The sequence below is a fragment of the Lactobacillus sp. ESL0791 genome (genome assembly GCF_029433255.1).
Classification (GTDB): Bacteria; Bacillota; Bacilli; order Lactobacillales; family Lactobacillaceae; genus Lactobacillus.
This window is the reverse complement of record NZ_JAQTHU010000001.1, coordinates 2,272,042-2,286,771: the sequence shown is the minus strand read 5'-3', so window position 1 is coordinate 2,286,771 and position 14,730 is coordinate 2,272,042. Positions and strand designations below refer to the sequence as shown.

The 14,730-nt window shown below is 40.1% G+C and carries 11 protein-coding genes; 2 read left to right on the top strand and 9 right to left on the bottom strand.

The window, feature by feature from the left end; all coding sequences use genetic code 11:
* Window positions 1–16: 16 nt before the first annotated feature.
* The 5 genes from PT285_RS10550 to PT285_RS10530 all read right to left on the bottom strand — a co-directional run bounded on the left by PT285_RS10550 (window position 17) and on the right by PT285_RS10530 (window position 5,988).
* The gene (locus PT285_RS10550; protein ID WP_277150371.1) at window positions 17–973 is read right to left on the bottom strand and encodes an ABC transporter permease; all 957 of its coding nucleotides are present in this window, start codon (window positions 971–973) and stop codon (window positions 17–19) included.
* Window positions 973–2,094 carry an ABC transporter permease gene (locus PT285_RS10545; protein WP_277150370.1) on the bottom strand — a complete coding sequence of 374 codons (1,122 nt, stop codon included), beginning with the start codon at window positions 2,092–2,094 and terminating at the stop codon, window positions 973–975. Before PT285_RS10545 ends, PT285_RS10550 begins: the two co-directional genes overlap by 1 nt.
* Entirely contained in the window at window positions 2,087–3,625 is a 1,539-nt protein-coding gene (locus tag PT285_RS10540; protein ID WP_277150368.1) for an ABC transporter ATP-binding protein, read from the bottom strand. The genes PT285_RS10545 and PT285_RS10540 overlap by 8 nt, the downstream gene beginning before the upstream one ends.
* A gap of 67 nt (window positions 3,626–3,692) precedes the next feature.
* Window positions 3,693–4,772, bottom strand: a complete 1,080-nt coding sequence (locus PT285_RS10535) for a BMP family protein (protein ID WP_277150366.1) — start codon at window positions 4,770–4,772, stop codon at window positions 3,693–3,695.
* A 124-nt stretch (window positions 4,773–4,896) separates the two neighbouring features.
* Window positions 4,897–5,988 (bottom strand): BMP family protein, encoded by a 1,092-nt coding sequence (locus PT285_RS10530; protein ID WP_277150364.1) that lies wholly within the window; start codon window positions 5,986–5,988, stop codon window positions 4,897–4,899.
* Between the two features lie 232 nt (window positions 5,989–6,220).
* On the opposite strand from PT285_RS10530, the gene PT285_RS10525 reads away from it, so the two are divergent.
* On the top strand, window positions 6,221–8,260 hold the full coding sequence (locus PT285_RS10525; RefSeq protein WP_277150362.1) for an FAD-dependent oxidoreductase: 2,040 nt from the start codon (window positions 6,221–6,223) through the stop codon (window positions 8,258–8,260).
* Window positions 8,261–8,334: 74 nt separating this feature from the next.
* Here PT285_RS10525 and PT285_RS10520 read toward each other — a convergent pair whose 3' ends face one another.
* From PT285_RS10520 to PT285_RS10510, 3 genes are all read right to left on the bottom strand, one after another.
* Complete coding sequence (locus tag PT285_RS10520; protein WP_277150360.1) at window positions 8,335–8,607, bottom strand: DUF2087 domain-containing protein; 273 nt, start codon at window positions 8,605–8,607, stop codon at window positions 8,335–8,337.
* Window positions 8,608–8,699: 92 nt separating this feature from the next.
* Window positions 8,700–11,039 (bottom strand): ATP-binding cassette domain-containing protein, encoded by a 2,340-nt coding sequence (locus tag PT285_RS10515; protein WP_277150358.1) that lies wholly within the window; start codon window positions 11,037–11,039, stop codon window positions 8,700–8,702.
* 79 nt (window positions 11,040–11,118) lie between these two features.
* Entirely contained in the window at window positions 11,119–12,216 is a 1,098-nt protein-coding gene (locus PT285_RS10510; RefSeq protein WP_277150356.1) for a YdcF family protein, read from the bottom strand.
* An 80-nt stretch (window positions 12,217–12,296) separates the two neighbouring features.
* On the opposite strand from PT285_RS10510, the gene PT285_RS10505 reads away from it, so the two are divergent.
* Window positions 12,297–12,980: a type II CAAX endopeptidase family protein gene (locus PT285_RS10505; RefSeq protein ID WP_277150699.1), complete on the top strand. Its 684-nt coding sequence runs from the start codon at window positions 12,297–12,299 to the stop codon at window positions 12,978–12,980.
* Here PT285_RS10505 and PT285_RS10500 read toward each other — a convergent pair.
* Window positions 12,963–14,123, bottom strand: coding sequence for a cation:proton antiporter (locus tag PT285_RS10500; protein ID WP_277150354.1), 1,161 nt, complete (start codon window positions 14,121–14,123; stop codon window positions 12,963–12,965). The two genes, PT285_RS10505 and PT285_RS10500, sit on opposite strands and share 18 nt — an antisense overlap.
* Between the last annotated feature and the right edge of the window lie 607 nt (window positions 14,124–14,730).

The following is a 14,730-nucleotide window of genomic DNA, read 5'->3' as shown; positions in this document are numbered from 1 at the left end:
TCTTTCTTTCTAAAATCTATTTTGATTTAATATAATTCTCGCCATCAGCTGCAGGAGCAACCGATTTGCCGAAAAAGATTACCAACACGAGAATCGTGATAACATAAGGGGCAATCTGCATATAAACCGCCGGAATTTTATTAATCACCGGTAATTGTGAGCCAATGATACTCAAACTTTGGGCAAAACCGAAGAAAAGCGAAGACCACATTGCTCCCAGTGGATTCCACTTGCCGAAGATAACGGCAGCTAGTGCCATAAAACCTTGACCAACAATGGTGGAAACGGAAAAGTTGCCGGAGATTGCTTCTGCAAAAACTGCCCCGCCAATGCCGCCTAAGAAGCCGGAAATTAAAACCCCGGCATAACGCATGGCGTAGACATGGATACCCATTGTATCAGCTGCTTGGGGATTTTCCCCGCAAGAACGCAGGCGCAATCCGAAGCGGGTTTTGTAAAGTACCCACCATAATATGATAGAAACTAGGATTGCGCACCATGCAGGTGCCGATGTGTTGGCAAAGAAAATTGGGCCGATCACCGGAATGTTTGCCAGGCCGGGAAAGGTAAAGTAACCAAAACTCTGGCTGATATTTTCGGTTTGACCTTTGTCATAAATGGCTTTAATTAGGAAAACGCCTAACGGCGGCGCCATCAGGTTGAGCACCGTGCCGCTGATGATGTGGTCGGCATGAAAATTAATGGTGGCGACAGCGTGCAGCAGCGAAAAAAGCAGGCCGACAACGCCGCCGACTAGCAGGCCGAGCCAAGGGGTGACGGAACCAAAGGTTCCGGCAAATGTCAGGTTAAAGACAATTGATGAAAAAGCGCCCATTGTCATGATGCCCTCTAAGCCAATGTTAGTGACCCCGGAATGTTCACTGTAGACCCCGCCAAGAGAAGTAAAAATCAGTGGTGCCGAATAAACAAAAGTTGAAGAAACAATTAACGCCATTACTGTGACAAAATTCATTATGCTTGTCCTCCTTTGTTTAGCTCTGTGGCTGAAGCTTTACTGTCTTGTTTTTGATCAGGATTAACTTTTTTTGTTTTGAACAACAGACTGATCACATAGTTAATGGCAACGAAGAAAATGATGGCGGCAATCACGATTGATACGATTTCGTAGGGAATGCCGGCCATTGTCTGCATGCCCAGGCCCCCAATTTTTAAAATTGAAAAGAGTAGGGCTGCCAGCAAGATACCAACTGCAGTACTGCTGCCAAGCAGGGCAACAGATAGTCCGTCCCAGCCAATATCAAGGCTGGTAGTTTGTGTAAAGTAATTTTGGTAAGTACCGAGACCTTGAATTACCCCACCAATCCCGGCAAAGCCACCGGAAAGAAGCATTGACAGCATAATGTTTTTCTTGGTAGACATGCCGGCATAACGACTGGCGAAAGGATTAGCACCAACGGATTTAATTTCAAAACCGGTTGTTGTTTTTTTCATTAAAAACCAGTAAAAGACGACGGCAATTAAGGCCAAGAAAATTCCGCCATTGATCCGCGAATCACCAAACATGGAGCTTAACCAGTCGATTTTCAAACTGCCGTTTGCGGTGATCGTTTTGGTTGTATCGGTATCTAGTCTAAGATTAGGGGACATTATCTGCTGCATTAAATACTGGCATGAATAAAGAACAATATAGTTAAGCATGATGGTTGTGATAACTTCACTGGTGCCAAATTGGGCCCGCAAAAAGCCGGCAATTCCAGCAACAATTGCGCCAGCAACTGCCCCAACAATAACTGCCAGCGGCAGAAGTAAAATTTTGGGCATATTGGGGTTTGCTAAAACAAGCCAAATTGAAGCTAACCAGCCTGCTTGTGCCTGTCCCGGAAGTCCAATATTGAAGAAGCCGGCGCTAGAAGCAATTGCGAAGCCGATTGCCGTAAAAATCAACGGCGTTGCTTCTCTAATTGTTTCACCAATGCCGTTCATGTTGCCAAGGGCACTGGAAAAAAGGGAGCTATATGCTTGAAGCGGGTTATAATTCCAAATAAGCATGATAATTGCCCCAATTAAAAAGCCGGCAATAATTGATATAAGGGGCACTAAAATACGTTTAACTTTTGGGCTGACACTAATCACTTACTTTACCTTCATTCTTAATCCCGGTCATTAATAGGCCTAACTCTTTGTCGCTTGTTTCTTCCGGCTTAACCTCACCAGAAATCTGTCCGTCATGCAAAACGATGATGCGGTCGGATAGCTGCATTATTTCGTCTAATTCGTAAGAAACGAGTAAAACTGCCTTTCCTGCAGCCCGTTCGGCCAGCAGTTGCTGGTGGATATATTCAATTGCCCCAACATCAAGACCGCGAGTGGGCTGAAAAGCGATGACTAAATTGCTGCCCCGGTCCAGTTCCCGAGCAATGATCGCTTTTTGCTGGTTGCCGCCGGATAATTGGTCAACCGGAAGACTGGTGCTGGTTGTTCGAATATCGTATTTAGCAACCAACTCTTCCGCATGTTTCCTGATTGCACTATGATTGATAATCTTATGCTTAGAAAAAGGCTCTTGGTAATAGGTTTGCAGTGCGAGATTGTCGGCTAAGGAAAAGGGTAAAATCAGCCCAAACTTTTGGCGGTCGGCAGGAATGTGCGCTACTCCCGTCTGTGTAATTTTGCGGACAGGCTGATTAGTCATGTCTTGGTTGTTGATTACGACTTTTCCGGCTTCAACGGGGCGCAGCCCGGTAATTGCTTCAACCAATTCATCTTGGCCGTTGCCATCGATTCCGGCTAAACCAAGAATTTCGCCCCCATTGAGTGTAAAAGATAGTCCTTTAACCGTTAAAACTTTTTGCTCACTTTTAACCTGTAAGTTGCTGACCGCTAAAATTGTTTTCCCCAGTTTAGCCTCAGGTTTATTTAGTTTCATGTTAACGTGTCGGCCCACCATTAATTCTGCCAACTGGTTTTGATCAACATCCTGCACATTGAAGGTGCCCACACTTTTACCTGCACGAATAACGGTTACGCGATCGGCTGCCAGCTTAATTTCTTCCAGCTTGTGTGTGATCAAGATAATTGATTTTCCTTCTTTGGCCAGTCCCTTTAAGATTTTAATGAATTCTGTAATTTCTTGCGGGGTTAGGACCGCCGTTGGTTCATCAAAAATTAAAATGTCGGCGCCGCGGTAGAGTACCTTCAAAATTTCTACCCGTTGCTGCTGCGCCACCGTGATGTCAGCCACCTTTTTATTGGGATCGACGGTTAAACCGTAACGCTTAGATAAATTTAATACCTGCTGTCGTGCCTTTTTTAAATCCAGAACAGGGCCCTTGGTTGTTTCGTGCCCCAAGATAATATTTTCTAGGACCGTGAATGAATCCATTAGCATAAAATGCTGGTGCACCATACCAATGCCTAGGTCTTTAGCTGTTGCTGGGTCTTTAATGTTCACTTTTTTACCGCGGACAAAAATCTCGCCCGCAGTCGGTTCAAGCAGGCCGGATAAAATGCTCATCAGCGTTGATTTACCCGCACCGTTTTCGCCAAGAAGCGCCAGGATTTCGCCCTTTTGGAGCGTGAGGTTGATATCGTTATTGGCTTTAAAACCATTAAAGTCTTTAACGATATGGCGCATCTCAATTATATTTGTAGTCTCTTTTGCCATGATTAACTTCCTTTTGATAAAAAACTCTTTGTTCTAAACAAAGAGCTTTTCAAAATAATTATAATGATTACTTAGTTGCTGTTGCAACTTTGATTTTACCGGCAATGATTTCCTGTTTTGCTTTTTGCACCGCTGCCCAAGCCTTAGGCTGTAATTGTCCCTTGGTGAGAGAAACACCGTTGCCTTTTAGAGAATAAACAAGATGCTTGCCGCCGGGAAACTTGCCTTCGTAAGCCTGATCAGAAATTGTTTTGGTAGCAATGTTTAAGCCCTTTAAAACAGAAGTCAGGGTAAAGTTGGCCTTTTGACCGCCTTTTGCCTTGTAGTTGCCAAGACTTGTTTGGTCAACATCAACACCGATTACCCAAACTTTTTGCTCGCTTGGCCGTGTCTGGTTGTAATCTTTTGCTTCCTGAAAAATTCCGTTGCCCGCATTGCCTGCTGCCTGGTAGATAATGTCTGCCTTGTCAGCATACATTGATTGGGCAATTGACTTTGCCTTGTCGGTTGAAGTGAAGTTGCCAATGTATTGACTGGAGACAGCTATTTTCTTGTGTAGTGCTTGGGCACCGTCTTTCACACCTTGCTCAAAACCGGCTTGAAACATATCGATAATTGAGGATTTAGCGCCACCGATAAAACCAACTTTGTTAGTTTTGGTTGTGTAGGCAGCGGCAATTCCCGCAAGATACGATGACTGGTTGCTCATAAAGGTAACGGAAGTGACATTCTTTTGTCCAGTGATTACATCGTCAATGATGACAAAGTTTTTCTTGGGATTTTTCTTAGCGGCGGCTTTAACCGAATCGGTTAACATGTAGCCGACACCGAAAATTGTTTGGTAACCAGACTTGGCTGCTTGATTAAAATTTGGTGTAAAATCAGCGGCACTGCTCGACTGAAAGTATTGGTAGCCGTTGCCCTGCTTAAAGTTGTGCTCCTTACCATAATTTTTAAAACCCTCCCAAGCTGCCTGGTTGAAGGAGTGGTCATCAACCCCGTTTGAGTCGGTAATTAGCGCAATACTGTTTTTGGTGTTTTTGCTGCTGCTATTACCCTGCTTTTTGCCGGCACAAGCCGTAAGAACTAGCCCCAGGGATGCAACAACTGCTCCAAGCGACAACAACTTTCTAAGTTTTTTATTCATCGTATTTTATCCTCCATCAAAATAATACGAACGATTTATATTTATATTATATATAAAGTACGTAATAATTCAATTGGAAACGTCAAAAAGATGACTTTTAGAGGATAAATTTAGAAATTACGAATTATTTGCTTGGGTGAATTGGAACATTAATTTTGCCTGCGATAATATCGTTTCGTGCTTCCTGTGCCAGTTTCCAAGCATCAGGGGTAATGTAACCACGCTTGATGGAAACACCGTTTGTTTTCAGACCGTAGATAATGTTTTGGCCGCCAGGGAAGTGTCCGTTGTATGCACGGTTGGCAATGTCTCTAGTTGCAACATTAACGCCGGTGATTACCGAAGTAAGAACGAAGTTTGATTTTTTGCCATCCTTGGATGTGTAATTTCCAAGTCCTGATTGGTCAATATCGACACCGATTGCCCAAACCTTTTTATTTTCTGGTCGTGTTTGGTTGATTGACTTAGCTTCTTGGAATAATCCGTTGCCGGCACTGCCGGAGGCATGGAAAATGATATCAGCTTTCTTAGCGTACATTGACTGGGCAATGGATTTTTCTTTGTCAGCACTAGTAAAGTTGCCGACATATTGGTTTAAAATTGTGACCTTCTTGTGCATCTTTTTGGCTTGATCCTTAACGCCTTGAGTAAAGCCGGCATCAAAGAGATCAATAATGTTGCTGCGGACGCCGCCGATAAAACCGACAGTATTGGTTTTGGTTTCCTTGGCTGCAACTACGCCAGCTAAGTATGAGGCCTGTTCGCTCTTGAAATTGGCGGAAGCTACATTCTTTTGACCTTTAATCACATCATCGACGATAACATAGTTCCTCTTAGGGTTCTTTTTGGCTGAAGCACTCACGGCATCTTTTAATGAGTAGCCAATTCCGAACATTGTTTGGTAACCAGCCTTTGCAGCTTCATCGAAGTTTGGCTGAAAGTCGGCAGCACTGCTTGACTGGAAGTATTGGTAGCCGTTTTTACCCTGTTTTAAATTGTGTTCACTGCCGTATGCCTTAAAACCGCGCCATGCAGATTCGTTAAAAGAATTGTCATTAATTCCGGCGGTGTCTGTCACCAGAGCAACTGATTTTTGCGCGTCAGAACTGCTGTTGCCGCTGCCGCCCTGTTTTTTCCCGGAACAGGCCGTTAATAGCAGTCCAATACCAACAGTGACCGCACTAGCCGATAATAATTTTTTAACTTTCGAATTCATTTTCCTAAGTTCCTCCTAATAATTATATCTCATCAAGAATATCAATATTTAGTGGTTTAGTCAAAAACGACATACTAGATAAAGTATTGAAATAGCGGGATTTAGGATTGGTCTAGAACATGATATTTTCTTAGAGACTAGCTTATTTTGCATATGCCAATAAAAAATTGCATGTTTTTTATAAAAGCGCTATCATTAGCATGTGAAAAAATGAACAGAAAGGAAAAAGAAAATGTCAAAATTAAAATCAGGTAAATATATCGAAACAACTAAAGGTTTTGGTGGTGATATGAAGATAGAAGTATCAATCTCTGATAACCACATAGCAGATGTTAAAGTCTTAGCAAATAAAGAAACTAAAGAAGTTGGCGGTAAAGCAATTGGTAAACTGGAATCAGAATTTGTTAAAGCCAATTCTGATGAAGTAGATGCAATTTCTGGTTGCTCTTATACATCAGCTGCTATGAAAGAAGCAGTTAAGCTTGCTTTGTTGGAAGCGCAAGGTAAATCTATGAGAACACAATTAAATCTAAAGAATGGAACATATCAGGCAACTGCAAATTCTTTTGAAGATGATCAAGGAATTAATACTGGTCGAGGTAAAATGACCTTGCAAACTCAAATTACAGATAACCAAATTACAGATATTAAGATTTTGCATCAGACTGATACACCAGTTATAGGTGGCGCTGCCTACCCAATTTTAGCGGATAGAGTAATCAAAAATCAGTCCTTGGATATTGACGCGGTTTCTGGTGCAACAGTTTCTTCGCAGGCTTTTATGACGTCAATTAAATCATGCATTGAACAGGCTGGATCTAAAGACGATGTTATGATTTTACAAAAAAAGTCAATAGCTAAACCTGAACCACAAGATAAAAAATATAGTACAGATATTGTTGTAATTGGTGCAGGGATGGCAGGACTTACAGCAGCCATTGAAGCACGCGATCATGGTGCCAATGTAATTTTAGTTGAAAAAAATGAAGTTTTAAGTAGTTCGACCACTAGATCTGCAGGATATGTTCTAGGTGCTGATACTAAAATGCAAAAGCTGCAGGGAATCGAAGATACAACAGACAAATTGTTTTCTGATATTTATTCCTGCTATAAAGATGAAAAAGAATTGGATGTTGGTTTATTAAAAAAGTTAACAAAAGATTCTACTTCTTTAAATGAATTCTTGATTAAAAATGGTGTGAATTTTGTTGATCTAGTAAATGTTTCCCCTAAAGAACCACGAGCAACTAGAAGAAATCATGTTAGCATCAATGAAGGCTCTGGTTTGTCTGAGGCTTTAATTAAATCTGCTAAAAATAAGGGTGTAAAAGTTTTGATGAGTACCCAAGTTACAGATTTGATAAAAGAAGAAAATAATATAATTGGTGTTAAAGCTACTAATACAAATGGTGACACGATTGTAATCAAAGCTAAAGCTACGATTAACTGTGCAGGTAGTTATTCAGGTAACTTAGAATTAATGCATAAATTAAATCCACGGACTAAGCATGCAGAGTATGTTTCTGGCGGTGGAAATGGTGATGCGTACTATCTAACTAAAAAGGCTGGTGGCGATATTGTAAATGTGCCATACCCACAAATTGTTTATTACTTTTATTCACCTACTTGGAAATCTGCACCTGCAGCTCTGCCTGCATCCCCGACTTCTGGAATACCAGATATCTTGCTTGTTAACAAGGACGGTAAAAGAGTTGTTAGTGAAGATGATTTTTGTTTTGAATTTGTCAAAAAGATTTGGGAAGGTAATTATGATGAAGGATATTGTGTAGTTGGGCAAGCATTTGCTGATAAGTATCCGGAGACTATCAAAGTTGCTTTATCAACTAAAGTATCGGTAAGTGGGTTACCATTTGGTTACAAAGAAAATTCAATTGAGAAATTAGCAAAAGATGTTCAAATTTCTTCTGAAACTTTGAAGGCTACGGTTAAACGATATAATGAATTGTGCGATCAACATGAAGATACAGATTTTCATAAAGATCCAGATAGTATGGTAAAAATTACTGCACCGTATTATGTTTTACGATTACCAGAAATTGTAAGTGATGGCTATACAGGAGCGCGTATTAATGAAAATGCTCAAGTTATTAATCCTGAAGGGGAGCCGATACCTGGCTTTTATGCGGCAGGTTCATGTGCTGATGGACAAGTAACTGGAGTAAATTATTTTGGTTGCGGTACGTCACTGCTCACATGTGGTGTTTTTGGTAGAGCAGCGGCCCGTGATGCGGTTACTTATATAAATAAATAACAAAAAAGTTATCTACTTTAAAAATTATCACTATATAAATACACGATCTCGATGTTCTACCAAGATCGTGTATTTTATTTTTCTTTTTCAACCCAATAGGTTTTGCCATCATCTGTACGGTTAAGCAATTGATGATCAATCAAATCGCGGCGTCTGGTCACGTAATTATCAATATACTTGCGTAAAATCAAATTGACATCTGGTTCAGAATATTTTTTACCAGGTTCAAACTTACTTGCAAGATATTGCAGGATGAGCAAACGCTTCTTTTCCTTACCCGGCCAGGTTTTAACAACCCCATCTTCATCTAAATAGCGTTCTAAAGTTTTTTTATCTGTTTCGTTCATGTTAGCTCTCCAATCTTTAATTAATCGATTATCAAGATGTTTTCAAATAAAAAGGACGTTCCATCTTTAAAACGTCCCTTTAAAAGTTAATTTTATTCACTTCTTAAGGCAATTGCAGCATCTTTCTTGGCTGCCATCCGTGCGGGGATGTGACCGCCAAGCAAGGTTAAGATTGTTGAGATAATAATCAAAATCAACGCGTGCATTGGATTCAGTTGGGCCACATTGCTCAGAGCGGTAATATTGTACAGGATACTGTTAATCGGAAATGTCAGTATGTAGGCAATTGCAACACCTAAAACGCCAGAGAAGACGCCCAAAATAAAGGTTTCGGCATCAAAAACACGGGTGATGTCTTTCTTACGGGCACCTAAGGCCTTCAAGACACCGATTTCCTTGGTCCGTTCAAGTACCGATGTATAAGTCAAAATTCCAATCATAATCATGGAAGTGATTAGTGATATTGCGGCAAAGGCGACTAAGACTGTTGTGATACCATTCAGTAGCCCACCAGTCATCGATGTTACTGCGCTTGACATGTCGGTATACAAAATTTTGTTCTTCTTGCTCTTGCCTTTGTTCCATTTATCAAGGTAATCTAATACCTTATCCTTAGAGTCAAAATTATTTGGATAAATCATAATTCCGGTAGGAAGTGAAGAGCCGCCGATTGTTTCCATCATTTGTTCTTTTTCGTTGGCTTTCATTGGCTGGCCGGTAATAACGCTGCGCTTAGTTTTCTTTTGTGCTTTCACAATTGCGGAATTCTTATTTTCGCGAATTACTTTTTTGCTTAATTCATCGCTGTAGGCAATTCCTGTAGAAAGCAGAGCCATTGAATTTTCATTCCTAGGTCTGATGACCCCAACAAGGTGCAGCTTAATTTTGCTGTTAGCATACATTGAATTGGAAACCTTTTTTGGAATAAACATTCCTGTTGGTAGCTGCTGGTAGTAGTCATTATTTGCGACAATTCTAAATTCCTTGCCGATCATCTTCTTAGTTGTAAATTTTTCTTTATTAGAAACATTTAGGCCAAGATTTTTCATTGCATTAATGTTAACCACATTTTTATTATCTGCTACCAAAACCACATCGGTTGCTTTATGCGGCCATGTACCTGACAATAGTTGATAATTTTCTTTTAAAAATGATCCCTTTTTAGCTTTTAAAGTGGTCGGAAAAACTGACGACCCCATACCAACAGTGTTGATTGCCTGAGCACGCATTGAGGCAATTGATTGCGAACCATCTGGATCATTTTGTGAAAATTGCACGTGTTTGATTTCACCATTGACTTTGGCAAGCAGATTGAGACTAGTTGCTCGTTGGTAAGAAATATTATTAGCATAATCAGGATTGATTTTTTTGATATAGTTAACGTAAGCTTTAGTAATCTTATTTTGCCGCGAAGTCTCCTGATTCAAATCCTTTTTTGCAGTAATATAACCGCGATTTTTCACATTTTTATCCGATTTGTCGCGGTCAGAAATTGAACTAACATCAATTGCTGTTTGCGAGATTGAAACAGGATATTTGGCTAACGCTTTGCTCATCGTGGAATCGATTTGTTTTTGAAAACCGTTGGAAAGTGATAGTACAACGGCAATCGAAATAATGCCGATACTTGATGCAAAAGCAGTCAAAGTAGTTCGGCCTTTCTTAGTCATAATATTGGTAAAACTCAGCTTGATGGCGTTCCAATAGGACATCTTGGTCCGCTTTAGCTTGAAAGTGTCTTTTTCTTCTTCAGCCGTATAAGGGTCAGAATCATTTAAAATTTTACCATCTTGGAAGTTGACGATCCTGGTTGCATATTCGTTGGCCAATTTCGGGTTGTGAGTAACCATGATGACGAGGCGGTCTTTGGACAGCTTTTTAATCAGCTGCATGATTTGTTCGGAAGTTTCCGTGTCCAGAGCCCCAGTCGGTTCATCACAGAGCAAGATATCTGGATTATTGGCAATCGCCCGTGCAATTGCCACCCGCTGCATTTGTCCTCCGGATAACTGGTTCGGCTGCTTACCCATGTGATCTTTTAAGCCAACCTCAGTTAAAGCTTCAATTGCCCGCTCGCGACGTTCCTTGGCTGGGACACCAGAGAGATTCATTCCCAATTCAACGTTGGCAATTATTGACAGGTGAGAAATCAAATTATAATTTTGAAAAACAAAGCCGACGGAGTTGTTGCGGTAAGCATCCCAATCAGTTTCTTTGAAATTTTTAGTTGATTTACCATTGATAATCAGGTCGCCACTGTCATAACGGTCAAGGCCGCCGATGACATTTAGCATGGTGGTTTTACCGGAACCACTAGGACCTAAAATAGCAACAAATTCTTGATTGCGAAAGGAGATCGAAACATCGTCTAGGGCGTGTGTTACGGTGTCGCCAACGTGATAAGACTTGCGTAAATCTTTAAGTTGTAGCATATATTACTGTCCTTTTCTAAATAAAAATTATTAGCATCTAGTTTAACATTTATTAAAAAATGAAGCCACTTAAAACCGTCTATATATGGGGATGAATAAGACCAAATCCTGTGAGAATTGACAAAATAACGAAAACCAGCAGAATTAAGCCAATAACTAAAAAATGCCGTTTTTTATGCATCACAAAGACCCCGGCAAATTCCCGAACAATCGCGTTAGGCAGAAAATAGAAACGGGTATGGGCCCCAACCCCGTTTGCCTTTAGGCCGGCGATTTTGGCATAAAGTCCAGCACGGAAGATATGGTAGTTATTGCTAAAGAACTTAGCATTGAAATTTTTACCACCATAATCATTAGCGGCAATTTGAGCAGAGAACTTCATATTTTGGTAGGTGTTAAGTGACTTGTTTTCCTGCAGGATATCAGCCGGCGCAATGCCCCGATCGATTGCGTAATTAGTCATTGCTTGGGCTTCGGATAGTTTTTCGTCACGACCCTGGCCACCGGACATAATCAACTTCGGCATTTTTCGGCCTTTAGCAACCTGCTTCTTGGCAAATCGGATTGCGCAGTTAATACGGCTGGCAAGAAGCGGTGTAACGGTCTGACCATTATAGAGCCCGGCGCCCAGCACGATTAGATAATCTTGGTGATAGCGCCGGGGTACAAATTGGTATAAAGCAAGATTTACCAAAAAATTGTAGGCAACAAGGGCTAGATAGAGTGCCACGGCCGGTGTCGCATAAAGCAGCATGTGTAGCCACTGCGGCAGGTATTTGTCCGGGCGCAATAAGGTGATGGCCCAGACACCGATCAGGATAATTCCGATGAAAAAAGTTAATAAATTGGGCAGGGTGTGGCTTTCGTATTTCCAAACAAAATAGGCATTCCAGAGGCAAAATAACCAGGAAAACGCGACAATTAACGCGACTATCAGAAACACAGAAATTAATAGGGTATCAAAGATAATAATCAATACATGCGATTTAGCCGCCAGAACTAAAATCATGAACCAGGCACCCAGTGTCAGGATAAAGAAAGTAAATAAAATGCCATTAACTAATCGCCGTGGCTCAATTAGCCAGGATGTTAAAAAAATTGTAAATGTGGTTGCTAGCAAAATCGTCATTAGGGTAAATTCTTGATTTTGCTGAAAGAAATTTGAAATTTGTGCCATCTTATTCCTGCCTTGTGTTTTGAATTATATTTATTATAATAGAAGAATTAAGAAAATAGTAGAGGAACGAATATATGGGTATGAGACAATTTTTGCATTATTTTTGGAATATTGCATGCATGGTAGTAGCCTTTTTTGCTTACTCATTTTTACAGTCATTTTATTTTTATCCTCAAAGAATTAAGCTGCGCCTTCATTTAAACACGTGGGAGCAGGCGGTGCTGACGGCTTTGATTACCGTTATCATTTTATTTCTTGTGTTTTGGCTGTATAAACGGCAGCTGGCAGAGACCAATGACTGGGGGTTTAATAGAAGGCCGCATTGGGATGGCACCCGGCTCATTATTGCCGTAATCGGCGTTCTTCTTATTTTGCTGCTAAATTTTGTGTTGAGTTTTTTTATTGTTGCTGGAACTGGGAAAACTACCTCAGCTAACCAGCAGGCGCTGAATCAGATTGCTATGCAGGATAATTATATGTTTAAACTAATGGTCGCAATTATCGCGCCATTTTGTGAGGAAACCATTTTCCGGGGGATGTTTTTCAATACCTTTTTCACTAAAAATACGAAGGCAAACAAATGGTTAGGAATAATAGTCAGTGGTTTTCTTTTTGCTTACTTGCATGATCGCGCCTTTTCGCCATATATTCTTGTTTATTGGTCGATGGGCTGCGTTTTAGGCTGGGTTTACATGTCCACTAAGGATTTGCGCTATTCAATGTTGACCCACATGATTTATAATTCTTTAGGCATGATTCTTTAGACGAGCGTTTCTGTTAATGTAATGATTTAGAATAAGTGGCGAAAGCACGGTGGTAATTATTATTACTAAAATCAGGCTGGAATAAATGCTGTTGGGAAATAACTGATAAGAGCTACCAATTTGTGCCACAATTAAGGCAACTTCACCGCGGGAAATCATTCCGGCACCGACAATGTTTGCTTCATTTTTATTAAAACCAAATAATTTACTGACATATTTTCCTGCCCAGAATTTAGATAAAATGGCTAAAATGATCATGCAGATAATGAATGGCAGATCTTGAAATACGTTGCTAAAAGTAACTGCCAGCCCAATATTGGCAAAGAAAACGGGAATAAATAGGGTGTAGCCGATGGTGCTGATGGCCGTATGAATTTCCGTTTTTTGTTCTGTTTGTCTGATCGCCAAACCGGCAAAAAAGGCGCCAACAACTGCGGATAGACCCGTAAAATCAGCAAGCCAGGCTAGACTGAGTACAATAATCAGTGAGACGGTAAGTCGGGCATAATTAACAGAAAATCTAGCTGTGATTTTCATAATGTAAGGGATAATAAATTTATATGCGAAGTAAATCACTCCAAAATACCCAACTTCGAGCAGTAAAGTGATTGGTAGATTGTTACTGCTTTTGTTTACGTGGCTAAAGGTGGTAAATAAGCTAAGAACAATCACAGCTAGAATATCATCAACAACAGCAGCTCCTAGGATAGTTGTGCCAGCACGTGAATGCAGCTGGTGTTTTTCCTGTAAAACAACGACAGAGATCGAAACGCTGGTAGCCGAAAAGACGATGCCAATGAAAATTGCTTCAATAATTTTCATCCCGAATAATAGGCAAGCAGCTTCCATAAAAATAATGGGTAGGATCACGCCCACAAGAGCAACTGTAAAACTTAATTTGAAATATTTTTTTAAGAGCGTCAGGTCACTTTCGAGTCCTGCTAAGAACATTAAGAAAATGACGCCAAATTGAGAAAAATTAGCAATTAAGCTGCTTGAGTGGACTAGGTTCAATCCGGCAGAACCAAGAATGATTCCCGATAAAAGTTGACCAATGACGGCAGGCAGGTTGAGCCGGATGGCGAGTTGCCCCAATAAAAGTGCTGCCAGCAAAATTAGAATTAGTTCTTCAATAAAATGCATAATTTTTCCTTATAATACTAAAAAAGCCTTCAAGCCTGCTCCTTGACCCAAAGAAGCACATCTTGAAAGCTTTTTAAACTCCAACCACTTAGCTGTTTAATTGTTAATCAGTTTAACTTAATTTTTATTTGTTGGCAACTTTACTAATCAATAACTGAAACTTGAAAGCTAGAAACTACGCGAAAAAAGCATTATTTCTGGCTTTTTTTGATGTAAAAAATGAAGCTTTAACTAGAATCAGTTGAACTATAACTGCTTAGTCCAAAAAGCAATTGGTCTAGCTGATCTGAGCAAGAAAGTTAACTTTGAATGACATTTCTTAGTGGTGATCAAATGGATGATATAATCACGTTTCGCCAACAAATTTTGTCTTGATGTCAACTAAAAGTAGTTAAAAAATGATTTGCATTAAAATTATTTATTATTAATATACGAATTGTGATATTCACATCAAAATGTATTTATGATGGTTAAGATAAGCAAAATTTGACATTATTAATAGATGGGTATACACTAATACTAATTGCGTATATCTGTGTTATACTAATTACACTTTATATACTATACAAATAATTAATATACTCGCTCACTAATTATTTAAAAGTTA

Excerpts from the sequence above, each read along its gene's own strand:
- PT285_RS10520 (WP_277150360.1), bottom strand. The coding sequence starts at position 8,607 with ATGAACGAAACAGATAAAAAAACTTTAGAACGCTATTTAGATGAAGAT.
- PT285_RS10510 (WP_277150356.1), bottom strand. The coding sequence starts at position 12,216 with ATGGCACAAATTTCAAATTTCTTTCAGCAAAATCAAGAATTTACCCTA.
- PT285_RS10525 (WP_277150362.1), top strand. The coding sequence starts at position 6,221 with ATGTCAAAATTAAAATCAGGTAAATATATCGAAACAACTAAAGGTTTT.
- PT285_RS10540 (WP_277150368.1), bottom strand. The coding sequence starts at position 3,625 with ATGGCAAAAGAGACTACAAATATAATTGAGATGCGCCATATCGTTAAA.
- PT285_RS10535 (WP_277150366.1), bottom strand. The coding sequence starts at position 4,772 with ATGAATAAAAAACTTAGAAAGTTGTTGTCGCTTGGAGCAGTTGTTGCA.
- PT285_RS10505 (WP_277150699.1), top strand. The coding sequence starts at position 12,297 with ATGAGACAATTTTTGCATTATTTTTGGAATATTGCATGCATGGTAGTA.
- PT285_RS10550 (WP_277150371.1), bottom strand. The coding sequence starts at position 973 with ATGAATTTTGTCACAGTAATGGCGTTAATTGTTTCTTCAACTTTTGTT.
- PT285_RS10500 (WP_277150354.1), bottom strand. The coding sequence starts at position 14,123 with ATGCATTTTATTGAAGAACTAATTCTAATTTTGCTGGCAGCACTTTTA.
- PT285_RS10515 (WP_277150358.1), bottom strand. The coding sequence starts at position 11,039 with ATGCTACAACTTAAAGATTTACGCAAGTCTTATCACGTTGGCGACACC.
- PT285_RS10530 (WP_277150364.1), bottom strand. The coding sequence starts at position 5,988 with ATGAATTCGAAAGTTAAAAAATTATTATCGGCTAGTGCGGTCACTGTT.